Source organism: Klebsiella terrigena (genome assembly GCF_012029655.1).
Lineage (GTDB): Bacteria > Pseudomonadota > Gammaproteobacteria > Enterobacterales > Enterobacteriaceae > Klebsiella > Klebsiella terrigena.
Genome location: NZ_CP050508.1, coordinates 2578953 through 2602981, shown reverse-complemented (window position 1 = coordinate 2602981; position 24029 = coordinate 2578953). Strand labels below are relative to the sequence as shown.

The 24029-nt window shown below is 58.8% G+C and carries 24 protein-coding genes; 10 read left to right on the top strand and 14 right to left on the bottom strand.

All coding sequences use genetic code 11. The features are described from left to right. Nucleotides 1-4 precede the first annotated feature (4 nt). Genes pcaC through HCK03_RS12210 form a run of 6 tightly spaced genes read right to left on the bottom strand, consistent with a single transcriptional unit; the run spans nt 5 to nt 5069 of the window. Nucleotides 5-394 (bottom strand): 4-carboxymuconolactone decarboxylase, encoded by a 390-nt coding sequence (pcaC, locus tag HCK03_RS12235; RefSeq protein ID WP_076946833.1) that lies wholly within the window; start codon nt 392-394, stop codon nt 5-7. Further along, a complete protein-coding gene (gene pcaD / locus HCK03_RS12230; RefSeq protein WP_167692433.1) occupies nt 387-1151 on the bottom strand; it encodes a 3-oxoadipate enol-lactonase in 765 nt (254 codons plus the stop codon). Before pcaD ends, pcaC begins: the two co-directional genes overlap by 8 nt. After that, the gene (locus tag HCK03_RS12225) at nt 1141-2493 is read right to left on the bottom strand and encodes a 3-carboxy-cis,cis-muconate cycloisomerase (RefSeq protein ID WP_167691641.1); all 1353 of its coding nucleotides are present in this window, start codon (nt 2491-2493) and stop codon (nt 1141-1143) included. Before HCK03_RS12225 ends, pcaD begins: the two co-directional genes overlap by 11 nt. A 9-nt stretch (nt 2494-2502) precedes the next feature. Continuing rightward, a complete protein-coding gene (gene pcaF / locus HCK03_RS12220; RefSeq protein ID WP_041145787.1) occupies nt 2503-3705 on the bottom strand; it encodes a 3-oxoadipyl-CoA thiolase in 1203 nt (400 codons plus the stop codon). A gap of 10 nt (nt 3706-3715) precedes the next feature. After that, nucleotides 3716-4372, bottom strand: a complete 657-nt coding sequence (locus tag HCK03_RS12215; RefSeq protein WP_041145788.1) for a 3-oxoacid CoA-transferase subunit B — start codon at nt 4370-4372, stop codon at nt 3716-3718. 10 nt (nt 4373-4382) lie between these two features. Continuing rightward, entirely contained in the window at nt 4383-5069 is a 687-nt protein-coding gene (locus HCK03_RS12210; protein ID WP_041145789.1) for a 3-oxoacid CoA-transferase subunit A, read from the bottom strand. Between the two features lie 167 nt (nt 5070-5236). Between HCK03_RS12210 and HCK03_RS12205 the strand changes: the two genes are divergently transcribed. Beyond that, nucleotides 5237-6043, top strand: coding sequence for an IclR family transcriptional regulator domain-containing protein (locus HCK03_RS12205; RefSeq protein ID WP_041145790.1), 807 nt, complete (start codon nt 5237-5239; stop codon nt 6041-6043). On the opposite strand, the gene smrA is transcribed toward HCK03_RS12205, so the two are convergent. Both smrA and HCK03_RS12195 read right to left on the bottom strand, forming a co-directional pair. Continuing rightward, nucleotides 6040-6603, bottom strand: coding sequence for a DNA endonuclease SmrA (smrA, locus tag HCK03_RS12200; protein ID WP_041145791.1), 564 nt, complete (start codon nt 6601-6603; stop codon nt 6040-6042). The two genes, HCK03_RS12205 and smrA, sit on opposite strands and share 4 nt — an antisense overlap. Before the next feature lie 450 nt (nt 6604-7053). Next, complete coding sequence (locus HCK03_RS12195) at nt 7054-7320, bottom strand: hypothetical protein (RefSeq protein WP_227503248.1); 267 nt, start codon at nt 7318-7320, stop codon at nt 7054-7056. Between the two features lie 128 nt (nt 7321-7448). On the opposite strand from HCK03_RS12195, the gene ogt reads away from it, so the two are divergent. From ogt to uspE, 3 genes are all read left to right on the top strand, one after another. Next, nucleotides 7449-7964, top strand: coding sequence for a methylated-DNA--[protein]-cysteine S-methyltransferase (gene ogt / locus HCK03_RS12190; RefSeq protein ID WP_167691640.1), 516 nt, complete (start codon nt 7449-7451; stop codon nt 7962-7964). 195 nt (nt 7965-8159) lie between these two features. Beyond that, entirely contained in the window at nt 8160-8912 is a 753-nt protein-coding gene (fnr, locus tag HCK03_RS12185) for a fumarate/nitrate reduction transcriptional regulator Fnr (protein WP_002903394.1), read from the top strand. 136 nt (nt 8913-9048) lie between these two features. Next, nucleotides 9049-9999 (top strand): universal stress protein UspE, encoded by a 951-nt coding sequence (gene uspE / locus HCK03_RS12180; RefSeq protein ID WP_041145793.1) that lies wholly within the window; start codon nt 9049-9051, stop codon nt 9997-9999. Nucleotides 10000-10134: 135 nt separating this feature from the next. Here uspE and HCK03_RS12175 read toward each other — a convergent pair whose 3' ends face one another. From HCK03_RS12175 to pntA, 3 genes are all read right to left on the bottom strand, one after another. After that, nucleotides 10135-10323 carry a YdiH family protein gene (locus tag HCK03_RS12175; RefSeq protein ID WP_041145794.1) on the bottom strand — a complete coding sequence of 63 codons (189 nt, stop codon included), beginning with the start codon at nt 10321-10323 and terminating at the stop codon, nt 10135-10137. A 162-nt stretch (nt 10324-10485) separates the two neighbouring features. After that, nucleotides 10486-11874, bottom strand: coding sequence for a Re/Si-specific NAD(P)(+) transhydrogenase subunit beta (pntB, locus tag HCK03_RS12170; RefSeq protein ID WP_041145795.1), 1389 nt, complete (start codon nt 11872-11874; stop codon nt 10486-10488). A 10-nt stretch (nt 11875-11884) separates the two neighbouring features. Continuing rightward, a complete protein-coding gene (pntA, locus tag HCK03_RS12165) occupies nt 11885-13414 on the bottom strand; it encodes a Re/Si-specific NAD(P)(+) transhydrogenase subunit alpha (RefSeq protein WP_041145796.1) in 1530 nt (509 codons plus the stop codon). Nucleotides 13415-13935: 521 nt separating this feature from the next. Between pntA and ydgH the strand changes: the two genes are divergently transcribed. The 3 genes from ydgH to folM all read left to right on the top strand — a co-directional run bounded on the left by ydgH (nt 13936) and on the right by folM (nt 17209). Then, nucleotides 13936-14886, top strand: coding sequence for a DUF1471 family protein YdgH (gene ydgH / locus HCK03_RS12155; protein ID WP_041145797.1), 951 nt, complete (start codon nt 13936-13938; stop codon nt 14884-14886). A 178-nt stretch (nt 14887-15064) separates the two neighbouring features. Beyond that, entirely contained in the window at nt 15065-16447 is a 1383-nt protein-coding gene (locus HCK03_RS12150; protein WP_167691639.1) for an amino acid permease, read from the top strand. A 36-nt stretch (nt 16448-16483) separates the two neighbouring features. Then, nucleotides 16484-17209: a dihydromonapterin reductase gene (gene folM / locus HCK03_RS12145; RefSeq protein WP_123552217.1), complete on the top strand. Its 726-nt coding sequence runs from the start codon at nt 16484-16486 to the stop codon at nt 17207-17209. On the opposite strand, the gene HCK03_RS12140 is transcribed toward folM, so the two are convergent. After that, a complete protein-coding gene (locus tag HCK03_RS12140; protein ID WP_167691638.1) occupies nt 17206-17541 on the bottom strand; it encodes a GlpM family protein in 336 nt (111 codons plus the stop codon). The two genes, folM and HCK03_RS12140, sit on opposite strands and share 4 nt — an antisense overlap. Before the next feature lie 127 nt (nt 17542-17668). Here HCK03_RS12140 and rstA point away from each other — a divergent pair, with 127 nt between their 5' ends. From rstA to tus, 3 genes are all read left to right on the top strand, one after another. Next, entirely contained in the window at nt 17669-18385 is a 717-nt protein-coding gene (gene rstA / locus HCK03_RS12135) for a two-component system response regulator RstA (RefSeq protein WP_041145801.1), read from the top strand. A gap of 15 nt (nt 18386-18400) precedes the next feature. Next, nucleotides 18401-19702, top strand: coding sequence for a two-component system sensor histidine kinase RstB (gene rstB / locus HCK03_RS12130; RefSeq protein ID WP_041145802.1), 1302 nt, complete (start codon nt 18401-18403; stop codon nt 19700-19702). Nucleotides 19703-19775: 73 nt separating this feature from the next. After that, nucleotides 19776-20708: a DNA replication terminus site-binding protein gene (gene tus / locus HCK03_RS12125; protein WP_115192570.1), complete on the top strand. Its 933-nt coding sequence runs from the start codon at nt 19776-19778 to the stop codon at nt 20706-20708. Here the strand turns inward: tus and fumC are convergent. After that, nucleotides 20698-22098, bottom strand: a complete 1401-nt coding sequence (gene fumC, locus HCK03_RS12120) for a class II fumarate hydratase (protein ID WP_167691637.1) — start codon at nt 22096-22098, stop codon at nt 20698-20700. The genes tus and fumC overlap by 11 nt on opposite strands. Nucleotides 22099-22302: 204 nt before the next feature. Further along, nucleotides 22303-23949, bottom strand: a complete 1647-nt coding sequence (fumA, locus tag HCK03_RS12115; RefSeq protein WP_167691636.1) for a class I fumarate hydratase FumA — start codon at nt 23947-23949, stop codon at nt 22303-22305. Nucleotides 23950-24029 lie beyond the last annotated feature (80 nt).

The window sequence follows — 24029 nt, the reverse complement described above, 5'->3', positions numbered from 1 at the left end:
CGGCCTATGCCTGCTGCGCGTCCAGATCGTCAAATACCTGCTGCGCCAGGTGCATCGTGGCGTTGGCCGCAGGCAGGCCGCAGTAGAGCGCGGAGTGCATAATCAGCTCCTTGAGCTCATCGCGGGTCACGCCGTTATTAAACGCAGCGCGCAGATGCATTTTGAGCTCCGCTTCGCGATTAAGCGCGATCAGCATCGCGATGGTGATCATGCTGCGAGTATGGCGTTCCAGCCCCGGTCGGGTCCAGGTTTCGCCCCACGCGTAGCGGGTAATAAAGTCCTGAAACTCTTCATTGAGCGGGGTCAGCTTATCCAGCGTGCGGTCGACGTGGGCATCGCCCAGCACCTGACGGCGTACCGCCATTCCCTGCTGATAACGCGCCTTGTCATCCATGCTGCTCTCCCCGGAAGAATCCCAGTAATGCGGCGCTGAATGCGCCCGCCGCTTCGATATTAGACAGATGCGATGCGGAGGCCACCACCACCTGCGAGGCGGGGATCTGCTGATGGAGAAAGTTGGCATCCGCCACCGTCGTGACAGGGTCACTTTCCCCGGCGATAATCAGGGTTGGCAGACTGATGTGCCCGACTTCACTGCGCAGGTCGGCCGCCGCCAGCGCTTCACAGCAGGCGGCATAGCCCTCAGCATCGCTATGGGTCAGCTGATGGCACAAGGATGCAACCACCTCCGGCGCCTTCTGGCGAAAGGCGTGGCTAAACCAGCGATCCGCCGCGCCGGCGGCCACCACGTCCATCCCCTCCTGACGGACGGCCCGCGCCCGCGACAGCCAGCTGGCCTGGTCGCCAATTCGCGCGGCGGTATTGGCCACCGCAATGGCGTAAAATCGCTCCGGGGCGAAGCGTCCCAGCCACAGTCCGGTCAGTCCGCCCATCGAAATCCCGCAAAACCAGGCTTTCTCTATCTGCAGATGATCGAGCAGCGTAATAACGTCTTCGCCAAGCTGGGCGAGGGTCACCTTACCGCTTTTAGCGGTCTGACCATGACCGTGAGTGTCGTAGCGCAGCACGCGAAACCGCGCAGTTAGCGCGCCAAGCTGCGGCTGCCACATCGACCGGGTGGTGCCCAGCGAGTTGGAAAGAACGATAACCGGCGCACCTTCCGGGCCGTCAATCTGGTAATCAAGGTTCATCATGTTGTTCCTGGTAACGCGCCACGACCTGGCGCACAAAAATTTCCGCACTGCCGGTAGCCGTTGTCGGGTCCAGCAGCTGGGTTAAACGGGCTACGCTAAGATGCTGGCTGACCTGAGGGTCGCTTTCCAGCAGCGCCAGCAGCGGGCGCGACTGGTCAATCGCCTGGCGGCACAGCGCCTCGACCCGATGATGGGCGTCGGCCTTACCGATAAACTCCGCCAGCGCCAGGGTCACCGCTTCGGCCATAATCAGGCCGTGGGTCATATCGAGATCGGCGCGCATTTTCTGCGCGAACACCTGCATATCGCGCGCCAGCTCGACGCTCTGTTCCAGCGCGCCGCCGACGAGGGTAATCAGCTCAGGGAGCGTCTCCCACTCCGCCTGCCAGCCGCCGAGCGCGCGCTCGTGCTGCTGAACCTGGCCGGCATACAGGCAGGCCACCAGGCCCGGCGTACGCTGAGCCGCCGTCAGGATCGCCGCGCAGCCGACCGGGTTACGCTTGTGCGGCATCGTCGACGAACCGCCGCGGCCTTCTGCGACCGGCTCCGCAACTTCGGCAACTTCCGTCTGCATCAGCAGCGAAAAGTCGTTGGCAAATTTACCCAGCGTCCCGCAGACCCCGGCGTACCAGGCCCCCACTTCCAGCAGCCGATCGCGCTGGCTGTGCCACGGGGTGTCCGGAAGCGCCAGGCCAAGCTCGGCCGCCAGCCGCCCGGCGACCTCCGGTCCGTGCCCTTTTAGCGAGTCGAGGGTGCCCGCCGCGCCGCCAAACTGCAGCACCAGCACGCGGGCGCGCATTTCGCGCAGCCGCTGCTGCCAGCGCAGCAGCGCATCGAGAGTGCCCGCCAACTTCAGGCCAAAGGTCACCGGCAGCGCGTGCTGCATCCAGGTGCGCCCCGGCATCACCGTATGCTGATGCCGCTGCGCCTGCCGCGCAAATTCAGCCATCAGGCGCTGCAGCAGCGAATCGGTCTCCGCCAGCGCGCCGCGCAGCTGCAAAACCAGACCGCTGTCGATAGCATCCTGGCTGGTGGCTCCCCAGTGGACGTAGCGAGCGGCCTGCGGGTCCGCAGCCTTAACGCAGGCGGTAAGCTGCCTGACCAGCGGGATCGCCAGATTCCCGGCGTCGGCCGCCGCCTCTCCCAGCGCGGAGAAATCGATAAGCGAATGCCGGCAGGCGTTGACCACCGGCGCGACGGCCGCCTGAGGCACTATCCCGCAGGCGGCCTGGGCGCGGATCAGCGCCGCTTCAAAATCCAGCATCCCCTGTACCCGCTGCGCGTCGCTAAACCAGGCGGTCAGCGAGCTGCTGCGCATCATCGGGGTCAGCAAACTCATTTTGGCTCCTTAAACACGTTCAATAATCAGCGCAATTCCCTGGCCGACGCCGATACACATGGTGCACAGCGCGTAGCGCCCGCCGGTGCGCCGCAGCTGATAGGCGGCGGTCATCGCCAGCCGCCCGCCGGAGGCGCCCAACGGATGGCCTAAGGCAATCGCCCCGCCGTTGGGGTTAACGTGCGCGGCGTCGTCGGCCAGGCCTAAATCGCGCGTCACCGCCAGCGCCTGGGCAGCAAAGGCTTCGTTCAGTTCAATCACGTCCATCTGCGCCAGCGTCAGCCCGGTCAGCGCCAGCACTTTACGTACTGCCGGAGCCGGACCGAAGCCCATAATTCTTGGCGCGACCCCGGCGGTCGCCACGCCGACAACGCGCGCCAGCGGCTGCAGGTCGTTCGCCATCAGCGCCTGCTCGCTGGCCAGCAGCAGCGCGCAGGCCCCATCGTTGACCCCGGAAGCGTTGCCGGCGGTCACCGAACCGTCGGCGCGCACCACGCCTTTTAGCTTCGCCAGCGCCTCCAGCGAGGTGCTGCGCGGGTGTTCATCGCGGGTAAACAGCAGCGGCTCGCCCTTACGCTGCGGGATCGAGACCGCAATCAGCTCATCGGCAAAGCGCCCGGCCTCCTGCGCCTCGGCGGTTCGCCGCTGGCTGCGCAGGGCGAAGGCGTCCTGGTCCGCGCGCGAAATCGCAAAATCAGCGGCCACGTTTTCGGCGGTTTCCGGCATCGAATCAACGCCATACAGCGCCTTCATCCGCGCGTTGATAAAGCGCCAGCCGATAGTGGTATCTTCAATCTGCATGCTGCGGCTATAGGCGTTTTCGGCCTTGCCCATGACGAAGGGCGCGCGCGACATGCTCTCTACTCCGCCGGCAATCATCAGCTGAGTCTCGCCGCTTTTGATTGCCCGCGCTGCGACGCCGATCGCATCAAGGCTCGAGCCGCACAGACGGTTAATGGTGCTGCCCGGAACCGTTTCCGGAAGTCCGGCCAGCAGCAGCGCCATGCGCGCGACGTTGCGGTTATCTTCGCCGGCCTGGTTTGCACAGCCGTAAATCACGTCATCGATGCGTGAAGGATCCAGTCCCGGATTGCGCTCCAGCAGCGCCTTGAGCGGCAGCGCGCCTAAATCATCGGCGCGCATCGGCGCCAGGGTGCCTGCAAAACGACCGAAGGGTGTACGCACCGCATCACAGATAAATGCCTGATTCATCATAGGTTCCTTACGCGCTTTTCGCCAGATGTTCGAAGGTCAACGCCACCGGAGTGATGCGCTGCAGCTCCTCAAAAGAGAGGCCGTTGAAGATTTCCCGCACCACCGGGCCGCCGGGGGTGATATCGATAACCGCGAGGTCGGTGTAGATTCGGCTGACGCAGCCAACGCCGGTCAGCGGATAGCTGCAGTGCTCGACCAGCTTGCACTCGCCGTCGCGGGTCAGATGATCCATCATCACGAAGACCTGACGCGCGCCGATAGCCAGGTCCATCGCCCCGCCTACGGCCGGGATCGAGTCCGGCGCACCGGTGCTCCAGTTGGCCAGATCGCCGCGGGCAGAGACCTGATAGGCTCCCAGCACGCAGATATCGAGGTGGCCGCCGCGCATCATGGCAAAGGAGTCGCCGTGGTGGAAGAAACAGCCGCCTTTGAGCAGCGTGACGTACTCTTTCCCGGCGTTAATCAGCTCCGGATCCTCTTCGCCGGGCTGCGGTCTGCCGCCCATGCCCAGCAGGCCGTTTTCACTGTGCAGGAACACCTCTTTATCCGCGGGCAGATAGTTGGCGATGCGGGTCGGTAAACCGATACCGAGGTTCACATAGGCCCCTTCCGGGATATCGCGCGCCACGCGCTGGGCCATCTCATCACGAGTTAATTTTTGCATCGCTGGCTCCTCAGGCGCTCTGTGCGGTAACGGTGTTTTCCAGCGAGAAGACGCGCTGGACAAAAATCCCCGGAGTAATGATATTTTCCGGGTCCAGTTCGCCGAGGGTGACCAGGCGGGAGACCTCAACGATGGTGGTTTTGGCGGCGGTTGCCATGATCGGGCCAAAGTTGCGCGCCGCTTTGCGGTACACCAGGTTGCCCCAGCGGTCGGCGTGATGAGCCTTAATCAGCGCAAAATCGGCCTTAATCGGATATTCGAGAACGTAGTGGCGCCCGTCGATTTCGCGGGTCTCTTTGCCTTCCGCCAGCGGCGTGCCATAGCCGGTCGGGGTAAATACCGCCCCCAGTCCGGCGCCGGCGGCCTGGATTCTGGCCGCCAGATTGCCCTGCGGAACCAGCTCCAGCTCAACCTTGCCGCGGCGGTAGAGGTCGTCAAAAATCTGCGAGTCAACCTGACGCGGGAAAGAGCAGATCATCTTGCTCACCCGTCCGGCCTTCAGCAGCGCCGCCAGGCCCACCTCACCGTTGCCCGCGTTGTTGTTGATAATGGTTAGGTCGCGGGCGCCCTGCTCAATCAGGGCATCAATCAGGTACGTTGGCTGACCGGCGGGACCAAAACCGCCGATCATGATGGTCGCGCCGTCGTGGATCCCGGCGATGGCATCGCTTAGCGTCGACACGCTTTTATCAATCATCAGGTCGCTCCTTTATGTGCGGTAATCGCACTTATATACGTTGTTCGCACAAAATGTGACCCGCTTAACGATGTTGGTCAAGGGCGATAATCGAAATATGGTGCGATAATCGAACATCGTATATCTTTAGCGAAAGAATGTGATCGATGGCAAATATGGAGAACAAAATGGAGAAGCATCCAGACGATTTACTGACCGGCGATAGCGACCCGTTTAAGGGCGACCCGAACTTTATGGCCTCGCTGGCCCGCGGGCTGGAGGTGATTCAGGCCTTCACCCCGCAGCGCCCGGTGCTGTCGATCTCACAGATCAGCCAGAAGACCGGTATTCCGCGCGCGGCGGTGCGCCGCTGCCTCTATACGCTCGGCAAGCTGGGGTTTGTCTATGCTGAAGATGGTAAGAATTTTCAGCTGCGTCCGCGCATCCTCGCCCTCGGCCACGCCTGGCTGGCCTCAACCCCGCTGGCGCGTTCGGCCCAGCCGGTGCTCAAGCATCTGAGCGAAATGCTTAACGAGTCCTGCTCCATCGCCACCCTCGACGGCGACGATATTCTCTACATTGCCCGCGCCTCCAGCTCGCGCATTATGACTATCGATCTGGATATTGGCAGCCGGCTGCCGGCCTGGGCCACCTCGATGGGCCGGGTGCTGTTGAGCCATCAGCCGGAGGAGAAGCTGAACGATATGCTGGGCCGGGTGACGATGATTCGCTACACCCCGCAAACGGTGGATTCGGTGAATAAGCTGCGCGCCGAGCTCAAGCGCGTCCACCAGCAGGGCTACGCGCTGAACGATCAGGAGCTGGAGATGGGGCTGCGCTCGCTGGCGGTGCCGCTGTTTAACCCGCAGGGACAGGTTCAGGCGGCGCTGAACGTCGGCGTCCATGCCGGGCAGGTTTCAACTCGTGAAATGCTGGATCGGGTGCTGCCAGAGCTGCAAAAAGCGGCCCGGGAGCTGACGCTGCTGCTGCGCTAGCGGCTGCGTTTGGCGTGGCGCTCCCAGTTTTCCTGCTTTGCCTCGGCCGATTTGCGCAGGGCGACGTAGCACGCTCCGCTGCCGCCGTGATGGGCGGAGGCGACGCAAAACGCCTGCACTTCGGGAAGCTCTTCCAGCCAGCGCGCCAGGTAGCTGCGGATAATATTGGGGTGAGCGCTGTCATCGCGCCCTTTGCCGTGAACAATCAGCACGTTGCGCAGCGACTCCTTCTGCGCCTGGTGCACAAAGGCAAACAGCATTTGCCGACACTTCTCGACCGGCTGGCGCAGCAGATTGAGGCTCGCCTGCTGGCTGTATTTCCCCAGCCGCAGCTTGTCCAGCACGCCGCTTTGTACCCCCTCGCGCCTGAACTCCAGCGGCGTTGCCAGCGGCAGCACGTCGAGGTAGCCGGTGGTCAAAAAGTTATCCAGCTGCAGCGCGTCGATGCGCTGCGGGGTGCGGGCGTGGCGCTCGGGATGCCACAGCACGTCGTTGCCGCTCTTCAGCGGCTGGACATCCTCCATGGCATCCAGAAATAGCGATTTGTCATCAAGGTTCATCAGCACTCCTCCGGCGACTATCGGAGGCTACTATAGCCGTCGCACCGCGCGCCCTCAACGCGTTTGTCGTCGGGCGCACCGGCTCCTGCGCCCGTAGCCACCGGCACTCAACCCGCGCGATCGTCGCGGTGACCAGCAGTGACGCCTGAGGAAGTTACTGAGAATAACGGCTGGATTGCTGAACGGGTGTATGGCGGAGGGGAATAACAGGTCGGCAAGCGATCGCTGTCAATACGCTTGCCGGACCTGCTGAGGCACCTAAAAATGTTTTTTCTTTAAGTGCATATCTTTCATTAGCTTATAAAGCGACTCGATCATAAGAGAGACAGCATTTAACAGCAAACCACTGATAATCAATATCAAAACGCCAGTTAGCATATATTGCATACCATCACCTTTCACGTTAACAAAAAAAAGCCAGCACTAATAACGTGCTGGCAAATAATTGACTCAAGGAATGCCTGTATAGTGTATTGCGGCGTCGGGTGCCTCCCGATGAATTAGCCAGTTCAAACTAATCCGCGTGCGTATGACAAACTGCATAGAGAGATGAACTGAACGCTCCTCCGCATAGGGGAATTTACCGCCCGGAGAAAGTAGCAAAATCCATTCAGACCCGCGCGGCGTAATTAATACAAAATTAAATATCGCCGGACCCGCTGCGATTTGGTTTTGCTTCTGCCCTGCAGGCAGCAGCAAAATGGAAAACATATTCATAGATTCGCCCCTTCAGCCACGCCGCTCGCCGTTCACCTTTATGGAGTATAGTTGCCCACCAGGATGACGTGATATCTTGTGTTCAGGGTGCAGTAATAATCATTTGAATCAGGTAATAAGGAAAAACGATGCTGATACTGCTTCAGGACAAAATCGATACCCCGGTCGGGCCGCTATGGATCGTTTGCGACGAGCAGTTCCATCTGCGAGCCGTTGAGTGGGAGGAGTACAGCGCGCGGATGGAGCAGCTGCTGGAGCTGCACTATCGCCATGAAGGGTACCAGCGCGTGGATTCTCATGACCCGGGCGGGCTGAGCAGCAGGCTTGGCGACTATTTCGCCGGTGACCTTGCGGTTATCGAAACGCTGCCGACGGCGACGGCGGGCACCCCGTTTCAACGCGAGGTCTGGAAAACGCTGCGTACCATCCCCTGCGGCCAGGTCATGCACTACGGTCAGCTGGCGGAGGCATTAGGTCGGCCAGGCGCCGCGCGGGCGGTCGGGGCGGCCAACGGCTCTAATCCGGTCAGTATCGTGGTGCCCTGCCACCGCGTCATCGGACGTAACGGCACCATGACCGGCTACGCGGGCGGCGTGCAGCGTAAAGAGTGGTTATTGCGCCATGAGGGGTATTTGCTTCTTTGACCGTAAGTGCCTTTTATCGGAAGCATCCGGCAACTTTACAATCAAATATGCTGAGACATCTTATTTCTTATCAATGAGATAAAGGGGGTAATCGCTTTCCCCTTTTAATATTACGTGTTTCATCGGTTCGAGGCTTACCTGCTCACCAAAAAGATGTTAAAATTGACCAATATCAATTAAGGCTTGAGCAGACTTATGATCCCGGAAAAGAGAATTATACGACGCATTCAGTCTGGCGGTTGTGCAATCCATTGTCAGGATTGCAGCATCAGCCAGCTTTGCATCCCTTTTACTCTGAACGAGCACGAGCTTGATCAGCTTGATAATATCATCGAGCGAAAAAAGCCTATCCAGAAAGGACAGACCCTGTTCAAAGCCGGCGATGAGCTGAAGTCGCTGTACGCCATTCGTTCAGGCACCATCAAAAGCTATACCATCACCGAACAGGGCGACGAGCAGATTACCGGCTTCCACCTGGCGGGTGATTTGGTTGGTTTTGACGCGATCGGCACCGGTCTCCACCCGAGCTTTGCTCAGGCGCTGGAAACCTCAATGGTCTGCGAAATTCCCTTCGAAACCCTGGACGACCTCTCAGGCAAGATGCCGAATCTGCGTCAGCAGATGATGCGCCTGATGAGCGGCGAGATTAAAGGCGATCAGGATATGATCCTGCTGCTTTCCAAAAAGAACGCCGAGGAGCGCCTGGCGGCCTTTATCTACAATCTTTCTCGTCGTTTTGCCCAGCGCGGCTTCTCGCCTCGTGAGTTCCGTCTGACCATGACCCGCGGCGATATCGGGAACTATCTCGGCCTGACCGTAGAAACTATCAGCCGCCTGCTGGGTCGTTTCCAGAAAAGCGGCATGCTGGCGGTTAAAGGTAAATACATCACCATCGAAAACAGCGACCTCCTCGCTCAGTTGGCTGGTCAGGCGCGCAACGTCGCCTGATAGCCCGATCCCTTCGCCAGATCGCTAATTTTTTTCTTATTTGTTGATCTGGCCAGGGTCATCCCCTGTTTCAATTCATCTATATAGGTTATCTTTTTAATTACAGACTGCAGTTACAGTTGTAAGGAGACCCTGTATGGCGAAGTATCAGAACATGCTGGTAGTAATCGATCCTAACCAGGACGACCAGCCCGCACTGCGGCGCGCGGTATACCTACACCAACGGATTGGTGGCCGCATTAAAGCCTTTTTGCCGATCTATGATTTCTCATATGAGATGACGACCCTGCTGTCGCCAGATGAGCGAACGGCTATGCGCCAGGGCGTGATCAGCCAACGCAGCGCCTGGATCAAAGAGCAGGCCCGGTTCTATATCGAGTCCGGGATCCCGATTGACATCAAGGTGGTATGGCACAACCGCCCCTTCGAAGCCATCATTCAGGAAATCCTCAGCGACAAGCATGATTTAGTGCTGAAAATGGCGCACCAGCACGACAGGCTGGAAGCGGTCATCTTCACCCCTACCGACTGGCATCTTCTGCGTAAATGCCCGTGCCCGGTGTGGATGGTTAAAGACCAGCCGTGGCCAGAGGGCGGCAGAGCGCTGGTGGCGGTCAATCTTGCCAGCGAAGAAAACTACCACGACTCCCTGAATGAGAAACTGGTCAAAGAGACGCTTGAGCTGGCGGAACAGGTTAACCACACCGAGGTCCACCTGGTGGGCGCTTATCCGGTTACGCCTATCAATATCGCCATTGAGCTGCCTGATTTCGATCCCAGCATCTACAACGACGCCATTCGCGGCCAGCACCTGCTGGCGATGAAAACGCTGCGGCAAAAGTTTGCGATTGACGAGAGCCGCACCCACGTCGAAAAGGGTCTGCCGGAAGAGGTGATCCCCGATCTGTCGGAGCATCTGCAGGCAGGGATTGTCGTCCTGGGCACCATCGGGCGTACCGGGCTGTCGGCGGCCTTCCTCGGCAACACCGCCGAGCAGGTGATCGACCATCTGCGCTGCGATCTGCTGGTGCTGAAACCGGATCAGTACAAAACGCCGGTTGAACTGGACGACGAAGACGACGACTGATCTCTGGTCGCCAACCGTCGTCGCCAACTCCCCCGCCACCGCGGGGGATTTTTTTGCCCGCCGCCTCGCACAGAGCGTAAAAAAGGCCTTCCGGCCCCCTTCATCAGCGATGCATATCAGCTGAAGCGATACTTTTTAATGGATACCTAAGCGCCAGGCGTGGTCGATCTCTTCTTTCAGTTCAATGGAGGAGAGCGACATTAAATCGGCAAATTCCAGCTCGAGAAGTTTAAATTTTTTCAGGTACTGCGCGGGGGTTAAAGCGGTAGGGTCACGACGCAGAAATTCGATGGCCATTTGCGCGGGGGTTAATTCGGTATCCATAATATCCTCAGTGTGTTGAAAAAACGTCCCTATTATAGCACCCCGTAGCGATTAATTTGTGAGCAATAAGTGGGCTGGCGCGCTATATAAAAAAGCCGTCTCAACGGAGACGGCTTCAGAAGCAAACGTTTTATAGCGACTTTCGTCCGCGCTCTTCAGGCCTTACAGCGCTTTCAGAATCGCATCCACGCTGGCTTTAGCATCGCCAAACAGCATGTGGGTGTTCTCCTTGAAGAACAGCGGGTTCTGCACGCCGGCGTAGCCGGTGTTCATCGACCGTTTGAAGACCACCACGTTCTGCGCTTTCCAGACTTCCAGCACCGGCATACCGGCGATAGGGCTTTTCGGATCGTCCTGCGCGGCCGGGTTAACGGTATCGTTGGCGCCGATAACCAGCACGGTGTCGGTGTCGGTGAAGTCATCGTTGATTTCATCCATTTCCAGCACCACGTCGTACGGAACCTTAGCTTCCGCCAGCAGCACGTTCATATGCCCAGGCAGACGACCGGCAACCGGGTGAATACCAAAGCGCACCTTGATACCGCGAGCGCGCAGACGCTCGGTGATTTCCGCAACCGGATACTGAGCCTGGGCTACCGCCATCCCGTAGCCCGGGGTAATGATCACCGAGTGCGAGTTTTTCAGCATTTCAGCGGTATCTTCTGCGCTAATTTCACGGTGCTCGCCCACTTCATCATCGCTGCCGGACGAGGAACCATCGGTACCAAATCCGCCGGCAATGACGCTGAAGAAGGAGCGGTTCATGGCCTTACACATGATGTAGGACAGAATCGCACCGGAAGAGCCGACCAGCGCACCGGTGACGATCAGCAGATCGTTGCTCAGCATAAAGCCCGCCGCCGCCGCCGCCCAGCCTGAGTAGGAGTTCAGCATCGATACCACGACCGGCATGTCCGCCCCGCCGATGGAGGCCACCAGGTGCCAGCCAAACGCCAGAGCGATAACGGTCATTACCAGCAGCGCCAGAACCTGCGTCGCGGTGCTATCGGTGCGAACAAAGGCCACCAGCAGCACAAAAGAGACGACCAGCGCCGCGAGGTTCAGCTTATGACGGTTCGGCAGCATCAGCGGCTTGGAGGACATCTTGCCGCACAGCTTGCCGAAGGCCACGATAGAACCGGTAAAGGTCACCGCACCGATGAAGATGCCGAGGAACACTTCGGTCAGATGAATATTGACCAGAATCGGCTCCATGCCGGTTTCATGCTGCAGGTAGCTGTTAAAGCCCACCAGCACCGCCGCAAGGCCGACGAAGCTGTGCAGCACCGCCACCAGCTCCGGCATTTCGGTCATTTCGACTTTCTTCGCCAGACGGATACCGATGGCGCCACCGATAACCATCGCCAGCAGGATCCACGCGACGTTGCTGCTGTCCGGCCCCAGAATGGTGGCGATCAGCGCGATCGCCATCCCGGCAACGCCGAAGTAGTTGCCCTGCTGAGACGACTCGTGTTTTGACAGCCCTGCGAGACTAAAAATAAAGAGGATCGCGGCAACAATGTATGCAGCTGTAACTAATCCACCAGACATTTGTTACCCCTTATCCTTTGCGGAACATTTTCAGCATGCGCTGAGTGACGGTGAAACCACCAAAAATATTAATGCTGGCGATCAGCACCGCGATAAAGCTCAGCACGCTGACCCAACCGCCGTGGCCTATCTGCAGCAGCGCCCCGACAACGATAATCCCCGAGATGGCGTTTGTGACCGACATCAGCGGCGTATGCAGCGCGTGCGACACGTTCCACACCACGTAGTATCCGACCACGCAGGAGAGCGCAAAGACGGTAAAGTGGCCAAGGAACTCCTTCGGCGCCACGTTAGCCAGCCAGCCAAACAGGATAATCGCCAGCGCCATCAGCGCGTATTTGCGCCACGGCGAAACCGGTTTTTTCGGTTCAACAGGCGCTTCAACCTTCTTCGCGGCGGCCTGCGGCTGGGCGGAGACCTGAATCGGCGGCGCCGGCCAGGTCACTTCCCCGTCGCGAACAACCGTTACGCCACGTACCACAACGTCGTCGAAATCGATGGCAATGTTGCCGTCCTTCTCTTTGCACAGCAGCTTGATCAGGTTGACCAGGTTGGTGCCGTAGAGCTGGGATGACTGGGTCGGCAGGCGGCCGGGCAGATCGGTATAGCCGATGATTCTCACCCCGTTGGCGGTGGTCACCACTTCGCCAGGCACGGTGTATTCACAGTTGCCGCCGTTCTGCGAGGCCAGATCGACCACCACGCTGCCGGAAGTCATCGAGTCAACCATTTCGCGGGTAATCAGCTTCGGCGCCGGTTTGCCGGGGATCAGCGCCGTGGTGACGATGATATCGACCTCTTTTGCCTGGGCGGCAAACAGCGCCATTTCGGCTTTAATAAAGGCTTCGGACATCACTTTGGCATAGCCGTCGCCGCTGCCCGCCTCCTCTTTAAAGTCCAGCTCAAGGAACTCGGCGCCCATGCTCTGCACCTGCTCTTTGACCTCAGGACGGGTGTCGAACGCGCGAACGATCGCCCCCAGGCTGTTGGCGGCGCCAATCGCGGCCAGGCCGGCAACGCCGGCGCCGATCACCATCACCTTGGCTGGCGGAACCTTGCCCGCGGCGGTGATCTGCCCGGTGAAGAAGCGGCCAAATTCGTGCGCGGCCTCGACGATGGCGCGATAGCCGGCAATGTTGGCCATCGAGCTTAAGGCATCCAGCGACTGGGCGCGCGAAATACGCGGCACCGAATCCATCGCCATCACGGTGACATTGCGGGCAGAGAGTTTTGCCAGCAGTTCCGGGTTCTGCGCCGGCCAGATAAAGCTCACCAGCGTGGTGCCTGGATTCAGTAAAGCAATTTCATTCTCGTCAGGCGCATTCACCTTGAGAATAACAGGTGACTGCCAAACTTCGGCGCCGTCCACAACCTCAGCGCCTGCCTGAGCAAACGCCTCGTCATCGAAACTTGCCAGCTGGCCCGCGCCGCTTTCAACTGCGACGGTAAAACCCAGCTTGAGCAGCTGCTCCACCGTTTTCGGCGTGGCCGCTACGCGGGTTTCATTGGCTAACCGTTCTTTTGGTACCCCGATACGCATAGTTTTCCCTTTCATCGGTTTTTGATGATGGTTTTCTCTTCTGACAGCCGACGATCCGCCGGCAAAACGCGCCGGTTCAGATATTCGACTGAAAAAAATGAAACAGTAACAAACTTTTTATAACCTACTGAAAATACCGATTGTGATCTACTGCGATAAAACAGAATTTTTGATTTTATTGGTAAAACGCGCGACAAACTGCGTCAGGCAGCAATATTTACCTTAAATTTATAAGCGAGCCTGATAATTCGCTTAGCTTAAGCCGTAATACGCAATTAATCGCCTGCCAGAACATCGCATTAACATTACATTAACTTATTAAAGCGATATCGATTATCGATTTTGCTGGTCAAGAGGCTGTTTTTTCAACATATCGGAAAATGTTATATTATTGTGACGCGCGTTTCGGGCGGTTAGCAAAAATTGACGCAGACAGTCACTCCTTTTAAATGCAATAATCGAGCGTTTTCAGTCAACAACAATACCTGTACATGGTTTGCGCAAGGCAAAGGACTATTTTTATGAATCTTAAGAACTCACTCCTGGCGTCTGCTCTCCTGGCTACGACCGCGCTGTCTGCCCATGCAGCGACCGAGCTGACTCCGGAGCAGGCGGCGGCGCTGAAGCCCTACGATCGCGTGGTCATCACCGGCCGTTTTACTGCGATTGGCGATGCGGTTAAGGCGGTCTCCCGCAAGGCCGACAAAGACGGCGCAGCCTCCTTTTATGTTGTCGACACCTCAGACTATGGCAACAGCGGTAACTGGCGCGTAACGGCAGATCTTTATAAAGACAACGCTCAGCAGGCCGATGCCCCAAAAAATCGCATGATTAATGGGATCATGGAGCTGCCGAAAGACCAGGCCGTTGAGCTGGAACCGTTTGACACCGTGACCGTGCAGGGCTTCTATCGCAGCCAGCCTGAAGTCAACGATGCCATCACCAAAGCGGCGAAAGCAAAAGGCGCGGCCTCTTTCTTCATCGTTCGTCAGGTGGATGCTAACCAGGGCGGCAATCAGCGCATCACCGCTTATGTTTATAAAGCCGATGCCAAAAAACGCGTTCTGCAAAGTCCGGACGCCATTCCTGCCGATTCTCAAGCCGGGCGCGCAGCGCTGGCTGAAGGCGGCGCCGCGGCTAAAAACGTGGAAATCCCCGGCGTGGCAACCACCGCAGCCGTCGGCTCCGGTACCGGCGTAGGCCGCTTCTTCGAAACGCAGTCCTCTAAAGGCGGGCGTTACACTGTCACGCTCCCTGACGGCACACAGATTGAAGAAGTGAACAAGATCACCGCGGCGCAGATGGCCCCGTTCGATAGCATTAAGTTCACCGGTAACTACGGCAATATGACCGAAGTTTCTTACCAGGTGGCCAAACGTGCGGCGAAGAAAGGCGCGAAGTATTACCATATCACCCGCCAGTGGCAGGAACGCGGTGGTAACATGACCATCAGCGCTGACCTGTATAAATAACGACACCTCAGCTGAACAAAAAGGCGGCGCTTTGCCGCCTTTTTGCTTTTTTTCATCCGCCGCCATTGCATGCGCACAAGACACTCCGTAAAATCCCGCGCCTTAGCGTAATCGTCCATTTTATGCGATTTAGCCAAATAAATATTCTTTACTTCACGGTTGTCACTTCGGGATTGCAATGGAAAAGAGACTGGGCCTTAGCGCCCTGACCGCCCTGGTTCTCAGCTCAATGCTGGGCGCAGGCGTATTCAGTTTGCCGCAAAATATGGCCGCCGTGGCCAGCCCGTCCGCCCTGCTGATCGGCTGGGCCATTACCGGCGTGGGCATTTTATTCCTCGCCTTCGCCATGCTCCTGCTGACCCGCATTCGCGCCGATCTCGACGGCGGTATTTTTACCTATGCGCGCGAAGGATTTGGCGAACTGGTGGGCTTCTGCTCCGCCTGGGGCTACTGGCTGTGTGCGGTCATCGCCAACGTCTCCTACCTGGTTATCGTCTTTGCGGCGCTGAGCTTCTTCACCGACGCGCCAGATTCGATCATTTTTGGCAACGGCAATACCTGGCAGGCAATCGTCGGGGCATCGGTTCTGCTGTGGGTGGTCCATTTTTTAGTCCTGCGCGGCGTGCAAACGGCGGCGGGCATCAACCTGGTCGCCACCCTGGCGAAGCTTATTCCGCTCGGCGCCTTTATCGTTCTCGCGGCGATGGCCTTCCGTTTAGAGACCTTCACGCTTGATTTCAGCGGCCTGGCGCTCGGCGTGCCGGTGTGGGAGCAGGTGAAGAATACGATGCTGATCACCCTGTGGGTGTTTATCGGCGTAGAGGGCGCTGTGGTGGTATCAGCGCGCGCGCGAAATAAGCGCGACGTTGGCCGCGCGACGCTGCTGGCCGTACTTTCGGCGCTGGTGGTTTATCTTCTGGTCACGCTGCTCTCGCTGGGGGTTATCGCCCGTCCGGAGCTGGCGGAAATGCGTAATCCGTCGATGGCCGGGCTGATGGTCAGAATGATGGGCTCCTGGGGCGAGGTGATCATCGCCGCCGGGCTGATCGTTTCCGTCTGCGGCGCCTATCTGAGCTGGACCATCATGGCGGCGGAAGTTCCTTATTTGGCCGCCACCCACAAAGCGTTTCCGCGTCTGTTTGCCCGGCAAAATCGCAACAATGCGCCCTCTGCTTCGCTGTGGCTAACCAATATTAGCGTCCAGGCCTCGCTGGTGCTGATTTGGCTGACCGGCTCGGATTACGGTACCCTGCTCACCATCGCCTCCGAGATGATCCTCGTTCCCTATCTGCTCGTCGGCGCCTTCCTGCTGAAAATTGCCGTCCGCCCGCTGCATAAGGCCGTGGGTATCGGGGCGTGCACTTATGGCTTATGGTTATTATATGCGTCGGGCCCTGTGCATTTACTGCTGTCGGTGATACTTTACGCTCCGGGTCTTCTGGTTTTCCTGTACGCCCGCCGTACGCACCAGCACGATCGCATGCTTAAACGCCGTGAATTAGCCTTAATTGGTTTGTTGCTGGTTGCCGCCGTACCGGCAACGTGGATGCTGGTGGGGTAAGCGGTCGCCCTGCCGCGGAACTCAAAGGAGATACCCATGGCTGAACTACAGCCTCGCCCGGTCCTGATTACAGGAGGAGGTCGCCGAATCGGCCTCGCTCTGGCACACCATTTTCTTCAGCAACAGCAGCCCGTCATCGTCAGCTATCGTACCCACTATCCGGCTATTGATGCGCTGCGTACGGCCGGCGCCGTTTGTCTGGAGGCGGATTTTAGCACCGACGACGGGATTTTAACCTTCGCCGAAGCGGTGAAGTCCCACGCCAGCGGCGGCCTGCGCGCGGTTATCCATAACGCCAGCGGCTGGATGGCGGAAAAGCCGGGGACGCCGCTCAGCACGGTGCTTGCCAGCATGATGCAAATTCACGTCAATGCGCCCTATCTGCTCAATCACGCCCTGGAAGGGCTGCTGCGCGGCCACGGCCACGCGGGCAGCGATATTATTCATATCACTGACTACGTGGTTGAGCGCGGCAGCGATAAGCACATCGCCTACGCCGCCAGTAAAGCGGCGCTGGATAATATGACCCGCTCCTTCGCCCGCAAGCTGGCGCCGGAAATAAAGGTCAACGCCATCGCCCCTTCGCTCATTATGTTTAATGAAGGCGACGACGCCGAATATCGCCTGCAGGCGCTGGATAAATCGCTGATGAAAATTACGGCAGGCGAAACGGAAATTATCGAACTGCTCGACTATCTGTTCAGCAGCCATTTCGTCACCGGCCGCTCCTTCGCCGTCGACGGTGGCCGCCACCTGCGCTAGTGGAAACGGCTCCAGCCGAGGATCAGCAGCCAGGCAGACAGGCTCCAGCACACAACGGCGCCCGCCAGCGCGTAAGGCAGGCGCATCGTTGCGGTGAAGTACCAGAGCGACAGCAGGTAGATAAAATAGGGAATGATTGACCACATCCCAAATACGATGGTGGTGCGCAGGGCTTCAATCCCGCGCTCGCTGGCGACAATATAGTGAGCGATCAGGGCGAATGTCGGAAATAGTGGAATGAGCCCGGCAATATAGTAATTTTTGGTTTTGGAAAGTACGCCAATCAGTACCACCACCAGCGCCCCGAGCAGCGATTTAATCAACAGCCCCATGCCTTTTGCCTTAACATTTAAACAACAAGTTACGCCAGCATAGCGGAAGAACATTTGTTTATAAAAGAGTAATGGCAGGCAATTTGCTGGCGGTGTATGTTTAACCTTTTACATATACATATAAAATATGAATAAGATCGTGTTCGTTGAGGATGATCCGGAAGTTGGCGCGCTGATCGCCGCCTATCTGGGTAAGCATGATATGGACGTGGTGGTTGAACCACGCGGCGACCGGGCGGAAGAGGTTATTGCGCGCGAAAAACCCGATCTGGTGCTATTAGACATCATGCTGCCGGGCAAGGACGGGATGACGCTTTGCCGCGACCTGCGCGGGCAGTGGCAGGGTCCCATCGTGCTGCTGACTTCCCTTGATAGCGATATGAACCATATTTTGTCGCTGGAGATGGGCGCGAGTGATTATATCCTCAAAACCACCCCACCCGCCGTGCTGCTGGCACGGCTGCGCCTGCATCTGCGCCAGCACGTTGCCGTGCCGCTCACCTCCGCGCCCACCTCGCTGACGCCGCATAAAACCATCGCCTTTGGCTCACTCTCCATCGACCCGGTGAACCGCCAGGTGCTGCTCGCCGGCGACAGCGTCGCGCTCTCTACGGCGGATTTCGAACTGCTGTGGGAGCTTGCGACCCACGCGGGACAAATTATGGATCGCGATGCGCTGCTGAAAAACCTGCGCGGCGTTACCTACGACGGTATGGACCGCAGCGTCGACGTGGCCATTTCCCGCCTGCGTAAAAAGCTTCTCGATAGCGCAACGGAACCCTACCGTATCAAAACGGTGCGCAACAAAGGCTATCTGTTTGCCCCCCACGCCTGGGACAATTAATTAACGGGTCCGGCTATGAAAAAGCTGTTTGTGCAGTTTTACCTCCTGCTGTTCGTCTGCTTTCTGGTTATGACTATGCTGGTCGGCCTGGTGTATAAATTTACCGCCGAGCGTGCGGGCCGCCAGTCGCTGGACGATCTGATGAAAAGCTCGCTATATCTGATGCGCAGCGAGCTGCGGGAAATTCCGCCGCGCGACTGGAGCAAAACGCTCAAAGAGCTGGACCTCAATCTGTCGTTCGATCTGCATATTGAACCGCTGAGCAAATTCAAGCTGGCGGAGAGCTCAATGCAGCATCTGCGCGCCGGCGACATCGTCGCCCTCGATGATGAGTACACCTTTATTCAGCGTATTCCGCGCAGCCACTACGTGCTGTCGGTGGGCCCGGTGCCCTATCTCTATTTTTTACATGAGATGCGCCTGCTGGACGTCGCGCTGATGGCCTTTATCGCCATTTCACTGGCGTTCCCGGTCTTCGTCTGGATGCGCCCGCACTGGCAGGATATGCTGCGCATCGAGACCGCCGCCCAGCGCTTCGGCGAGGGGCATTTTAGCGAGCGTATCCATTTCGATAGCATGTCCAGCTTTGAGCGGCTCGGCGTGGCCTTTAACCAGATGGCCGATAATATCAATGCCCTGATCGCCAGCAAAAAGCAGCTGATCGACGGCATTGCGCACGAGCTGCGCACGCCGCTGGTTCGCCTGCGCTACCGCCTTGAGATGAGTGAAAATCTCACCGCCGCCGAATCACAGGCCCTAAACCGCGATATCGGCCAGCTGGAAGCCCTTATCGAAGAGCTGTTAACCTACGCCCGCCTTGACCGGCCGCAAAACGAGCTGAGCCTGACCACCCCCGACTTTCCGGCCTGGATTGAGGCCCACGTGGAAGATATTCAGATGGTAAACCCGCAGCGCGAGGTGACCCTTCACGAGGTGGTGGCCGGCGACTACGGCGCGCTGGATATGCGCCTGATGGAGCGCGTGCTTGATAATCTGGTCAACAACGCGCTGCGCTACAGTAGCCAGCGAATTCAGGTTAGCCTGACGCTGGCGGGATCGCGGGCGACGCTGCAGGTCAACGACGACGGTCCGGGCATCGACCCCGCCGAGCGCGAGCGCGTGTTCGAGCCGTTTGTCCGGCTTGACCCCAGCCGCGATCGGGCCACCGGCGGCTGCGGGCTCGGGCTGGCTATCGTCCACAGCATCGCCCAGGCGATGTCCGGCGAGGTGAGCTGCCGCACCAGCCCGCTGGGGGGCGCCTGCTTCAGCTTTAGCTGGCCTATCTACCACCAGCTGCCGAATTTTACCTCTGGCTGACCCCCCTTGCGCAGGCGCTGCGGCCTGCGTATAGTTAAAAACCGATTAGTATGTTGTAACTAAGGTGGCGCAGATGGCAAATTATGACCTCGTTGAACGACTCAATGGCACCTTTCGCCAGCTTGAGCGGGAGCTGCAGGAGCTGAAGCTGGCGCTAAGCCGCTGTCGCCTGCTTGCCGCGCGGGTATTTGAGCTCCCGGCGGTGAGTAAAGACGCCGAGCACGATCCGCTTGAGACGATTCAGGTCGTGCAGCATATCGGTAAAACGGCGCTGGAGATGGCCCTCAGGCACTACGGCCATCTGTTTATCCAGCAGCAATCGGAAAGCCGCAGCAGCAAGGCCGCGGTGCGCCTTCCCGGGACTATCTGCCTGCAAACCAGCGCCGAGGAGCAGGCCGACCTGCGGCAAAAAATCGCCAGCATCAACGCGCTAAAAGCCGCCTTCGAAAAAATCATTACCGTCGATTCCGCCCTCCCCGCCGCGGCCCGCTTTGAGTGGGTGCATCGCCATCTGCCGGGATTAATCACCCTTAGCGCCTACCGCACGCTGACGCCGCTGTTCGACCCCAGCACCATCCGCTTTGGCTGGGCCAATAAGCACGTCATCAAGAATTTAACCCGCGATGAGGTGCTGATGCAGCTGGAAAAAAGCCTGCAGTCGCCGCGCGCGGTGCCGCCGTGGACGCGCGAGCAGTGGCAGAGCAAGCTGGAGAGGGAGTACCAGGATATCGCCGCCCTGCCGCAGCGGGCAAAGCTGAAGATTAAGCGGCCGGTGAAAGTCCAGCCTATCGCCCGCGTCTGGTACGCCGGCGAGCAAAAGCAGGTGCAGTACGCCTGCCCTGGGCCGCTGATTACGCTGATATCCGGCAGCCAGGGGGTTAGCGTGCCGGATATCGGTGAACTGCTGAACTACGATGCCGACAACGTGCAGTATCGCTATAAACCCCAGGCGCAGGCGCTTCGTCTGCTGATCCCGCGCCTGCACCTGTGGCTGGCTAGCGAGTAGCCATGCTGCCGACCATCTCTTGCGGGCGTACCCAGCTGTCGAACTCGGCTTCCGTCAGGTAGCCGAGCGCCAGCGCCGAGGCCTTCAGGGTCAGCCCCTCTTTATGCGCTTTTTTGGCAATTTCCGCCGCTTTGTCGTAGCCGATGTGGGTATTCAACGCCGTCACCAGCATCAGCGACTCGTTGAGCAGCTGGTTGATGCGCTCCCGATTGGGTTCGATCCCCACCGCGCAGTGTTCGTTGAAGCTCTCCATGCCGTCGGCCAGCAGCCGCACCGACTGCAGGAAGTTATGGATAATCATCGGGCGATAGACGTTAAGCTCAAAGTTGCCGGAAGCGCCGCCGATATTCAGCGCCACATCGTTGCCCATCACCTGGCAGCACAGCATGGTCAGCGCTTCGCACTGCGTCGGGTTGACCTTGCCCGGCATGATCGATGAACCCGGCTCATTCTCCGGAATCGCAATTTCGCCAATACCGCAGCGCGGGCCCGAGGCCAGCCAGCGCACGTCGTTAGCAATTTTCATCAGCGACGCCGCCAGCCCCTTCAGCGCGCCGTGGGCGTGGACCAGCGCGTCGCAGGTCGCCAGCGCCTCAAACTTATTCGGCGCGGTAACGAACGGCTGGCCGCTACTCTGCGCCAGTTCTGCCGCGACCCGCACCGCGTATTCGGGATGGGTGTTCAGTCCGGTTCCCACGGCCGTACCGCCCAGCGCCAGCTCGCTCAGATGCGGCAGGCTTAGCTCGAGGTGGCGGAGGTTATGTTCGAGCATGGCGACCCAGCCGGAGAACTCCTGCCCCAGCGTCAGCGGGGTGGCGTCCTGCAGGTGCGTACGGCCGATTTTAACGATATCGCTGAAGGCGGCGGATTTATCGCTGAGCGTTTTTCTCAGCACGTTAAGCTGGGGAATGAGCGTCTCGCGCAGGGCGATAATGGCCGCCACGTGCATCGCCGTCGGGAAGACGTCATTGGAACTTTGGCTCTTGTTGACGTCATCGTTCGGATGCACCTTGCGCTCCATGCCCCGCACGCCGCCCAGCAGCTCGCTGGCCCGGTTTGCCAGAACCTCATTCATATTCATATTGCTTTGGGTGCCGGAGCCGGTCTGCCAGATAGCCAGCGGAAACTCTGCGCTATGCTTTCCCGCCAGCACTTCATCGGCGGCCTCGACGATGGCCTGCGCTTTTTCGCCGGCCAGCAGACCTAAATCCTGATTTACCTTCGCCGCCGCGCGCTTGGTTAACGCCAGAGCGTAGATAAGTTCGCCCGGCATTTTTTCCGTTGAGATACGAAAATGCTCCAGCGAACGCTGGGTTTGCGCGCCCCATAGCCTGTCGGCAGGAACATCAATCGCGCCCATAGAGTCTTTTTCACTGCGATGCGTTGTCATTACTGTCTCCTTGAATAAAAAGTAGGTAATTACGACAAAGCCCACTGGCTTAAAAGCGTTAAGTATTGGTCAGATTTATAATTTGTTTTAGTCGTTCGTGCCGCTAAGCGGCATAAATAACCGCGCCGAGGAGCACAACAGCGGCGGGTAAGCAGTGCCTGCCGGCAGATTAACCGGCAGGCACTCACCCAAAGGCGGGGACGCTTATTTCACGCAGCGCGTGCACTGCGAGGTCTGGATCTGCTGGAAGAAGTCGTTGCCTTTGTCATCCACCAGGATAAACGCCGGGAAGTCTTCCACTTCAATTTTCCAGATAGCTTCCATTCCCAGCTCCGGCCAGGCCACGCACTCGAGGCTCTTGATGCTCTGCTGCGCCAGCACCGCCGCCGGGCCGCCGATGCTGCCCAGGTAGAAGCCGCCGTGCTTGTGGCAGGCGTCGGTTACCTGCTGGCTGCGGTTGCCTTTTGCCAGCATCACCATGCTCGCGCCGTGCGACTGCAGCAGATCGACGTAGGAATCCATGCGCCCGGCGGTGGTCGGCCCCAGCGAACCGGAAGCGTAGCCGTCCGGGGTTTTGGCCGGACCCGCGTAGTAGATCGGGTGATCTTTAACGTACTGCGGCAGCGCCTCGCCGTTATCCAGCAGCTCCTTGAGCTTCGCGTGGGCGATATCGCGGGCGACGATAATCGTGCCGCTCAGCGACAGGCGCGTTGACACCGGATACTGCGACAGCAGCGCCAGGATCTCGCTCATCGGCTGGTTGAGGTTAACCTTCACCGCCTCACCTTCGCCCGCCTGGCGCAGCGCTTCAGGAATATATTTGCCCGGATTGCTTTCCAGCTTCTCCAGCCAGATCCCGTGACGGTTGATCTTGGCCTTAATGTTGCGATCGGCGGAGCAGGAGACGCCCATCCCAATCGGGCAGGAGGCGCCGTGGCGCGGCAGGCGCACAACGCGGATGTCGTGAGCAAAGTACTTGCCGCCAAACTGCGCCCCGAGGCCGAGCTCCTGGGCTGCCAGCAGCAGCTCCTGCTCCAGCTGAAGATCGCGGAACGCCTGGCCGTGCTCGTTACCCTCCGTTGGCAGGCCGTCGTAATAGTGGGTGGAAGCCAGCTTCACGGTTTTCAGCGTCGATTCCGCAGAGGTCCCGCCGATAACAAAAGCGATGTGGTACGGCGGACAGGCGGCGGTGCCGAGGGTGCGCATCTTCTCGACGAGGTAGTCCTTCAGCTTCGCCGGGGTGATCAGCGCCTTGGTCTCCTGGTAGAGATAGGTTTTGTTGGCCGAACCGCCGCCCTTGGCGATACAGAGGAATTTATACTCCTCGCCGTCGGTGGCGTAGAGGTCAATCTGCGCCGGCAGGTTGGTGCCGGTGTTAACCTCTTTATACATATCGAGGGCAGCGTTCTGCGAATAGCGCAGGTTATCTTCGGTATAGGTGTTGTAGACGCCCTGCGCCAGCGCGGCCTCATCGCCGCCGCCGGTCCACACCCGCTGGCCCTTCTTGCCGGTAATAATGGCGGTGCCGGTGTCCTGGCAGGTCGGCAGAATGCCCTTAGCGGCGATCTCGGAGTTACGCAGGAACTGCAGGGCGACGTATTTGTCGTTTTCGCTGGCTTCCGGGTCGCTGAGGATATCGGCCACCTGCTGCTGATGCGCCGGGCGCAGCATAAAGGAGGCGTCGTGGAAGGCATGCTGGGCCAGCAGGGTTAGCGCCTGGGGTTCAACTTTAAGGACTTCCTGACCGGCGAATTCGCTAACGGAGACGTAGTCACTGCTGAGGAGATAATACTCGGTGTCATCCTTTTTGAGGGGAAAAGGATCCTGATAAACAAACGGTTTATTCGACATTGTGCTCTCACTTACTGCTTGGCTGATTATATTTCAGGCAGACACTCCATTTGCCTGTAGAAAAGCGAGTCGATCGATTT

Excerpts from the sequence above, each read along its gene's own strand:
- HCK03_RS12225 (WP_167691641.1), bottom strand. The coding sequence starts at position 2,493 with ATGAGTTTGCTGACCCCGATGATGCGCAGCAGCTCGCTGACCGCCTGG.
- pcaF (WP_041145787.1), bottom strand. The coding sequence starts at position 3,705 with ATGAATCAGGCATTTATCTGTGATGCGGTGCGTACACCCTTCGGTCGT.
- smrA (WP_041145791.1), bottom strand. The coding sequence starts at position 6,603 with ATGAACCTTGATGACAAATCGCTATTTCTGGATGCCATGGAGGATGTC.
- uspE (WP_041145793.1), top strand. The coding sequence starts at position 9,049 with ATGGCGAAGTATCAGAACATGCTGGTAGTAATCGATCCTAACCAGGAC.
- ydgH (WP_041145797.1), top strand. The coding sequence starts at position 13,936 with ATGAATCTTAAGAACTCACTCCTGGCGTCTGCTCTCCTGGCTACGACC.
- pcaC (WP_076946833.1), bottom strand. The coding sequence starts at position 394 with ATGGATGACAAGGCGCGTTATCAGCAGGGAATGGCGGTACGCCGTCAG.
- pntB (WP_041145795.1), bottom strand. The coding sequence starts at position 11,874 with ATGTCTGGTGGATTAGTTACAGCTGCATACATTGTTGCCGCGATCCTC.
- rstB (WP_041145802.1), top strand. The coding sequence starts at position 18,401 with ATGAAAAAGCTGTTTGTGCAGTTTTACCTCCTGCTGTTCGTCTGCTTT.
- fumA (WP_167691636.1), bottom strand. The coding sequence starts at position 23,949 with ATGTCGAATAAACCGTTTGTTTATCAGGATCCTTTTCCCCTCAAAAAG.
- fumC (WP_167691637.1), bottom strand. The coding sequence starts at position 22,098 with ATGACAACGCATCGCAGTGAAAAAGACTCTATGGGCGCGATTGATGTT.
- HCK03_RS12150 (WP_167691639.1), top strand. The coding sequence starts at position 15,065 with ATGGAAAAGAGACTGGGCCTTAGCGCCCTGACCGCCCTGGTTCTCAGC.
- HCK03_RS12210 (WP_041145789.1), bottom strand. The coding sequence starts at position 5,069 with ATGATTGATAAAAGCGTGTCGACGCTAAGCGATGCCATCGCCGGGATC.
- tus (WP_115192570.1), top strand. The coding sequence starts at position 19,776 with ATGGCAAATTATGACCTCGTTGAACGACTCAATGGCACCTTTCGCCAG.
- HCK03_RS12195 (WP_227503248.1), bottom strand. The coding sequence starts at position 7,320 with ATGAATATGTTTTCCATTTTGCTGCTGCCTGCAGGGCAGAAGCAAAAC.
- HCK03_RS12215 (WP_041145788.1), bottom strand. The coding sequence starts at position 4,372 with ATGCAAAAATTAACTCGTGATGAGATGGCCCAGCGCGTGGCGCGCGAT.
- folM (WP_123552217.1), top strand. The coding sequence starts at position 16,484 with ATGGCTGAACTACAGCCTCGCCCGGTCCTGATTACAGGAGGAGGTCGC.
- HCK03_RS12205 (WP_041145790.1), top strand. The coding sequence starts at position 5,237 with ATGGAGAAGCATCCAGACGATTTACTGACCGGCGATAGCGACCCGTTT.
- fnr (WP_002903394.1), top strand. The coding sequence starts at position 8,160 with ATGATCCCGGAAAAGAGAATTATACGACGCATTCAGTCTGGCGGTTGT.
- pntA (WP_041145796.1), bottom strand. The coding sequence starts at position 13,414 with ATGCGTATCGGGGTACCAAAAGAACGGTTAGCCAATGAAACCCGCGTA.
- HCK03_RS12140 (WP_167691638.1), bottom strand. The coding sequence starts at position 17,541 with ATGGGGCTGTTGATTAAATCGCTGCTCGGGGCGCTGGTGGTGGTACTG.
- rstA (WP_041145801.1), top strand. The coding sequence starts at position 17,669 with ATGAATAAGATCGTGTTCGTTGAGGATGATCCGGAAGTTGGCGCGCTG.
- pcaD (WP_167692433.1), bottom strand. The coding sequence starts at position 1,151 with ATGAACCTTGATTACCAGATTGACGGCCCGGAAGGTGCGCCGGTTATC.
- HCK03_RS12175 (WP_041145794.1), bottom strand. The coding sequence starts at position 10,323 with ATGGATACCGAATTAACCCCCGCGCAAATGGCCATCGAATTTCTGCGT.
- ogt (WP_167691640.1), top strand. The coding sequence starts at position 7,449 with ATGCTGATACTGCTTCAGGACAAAATCGATACCCCGGTCGGGCCGCTA.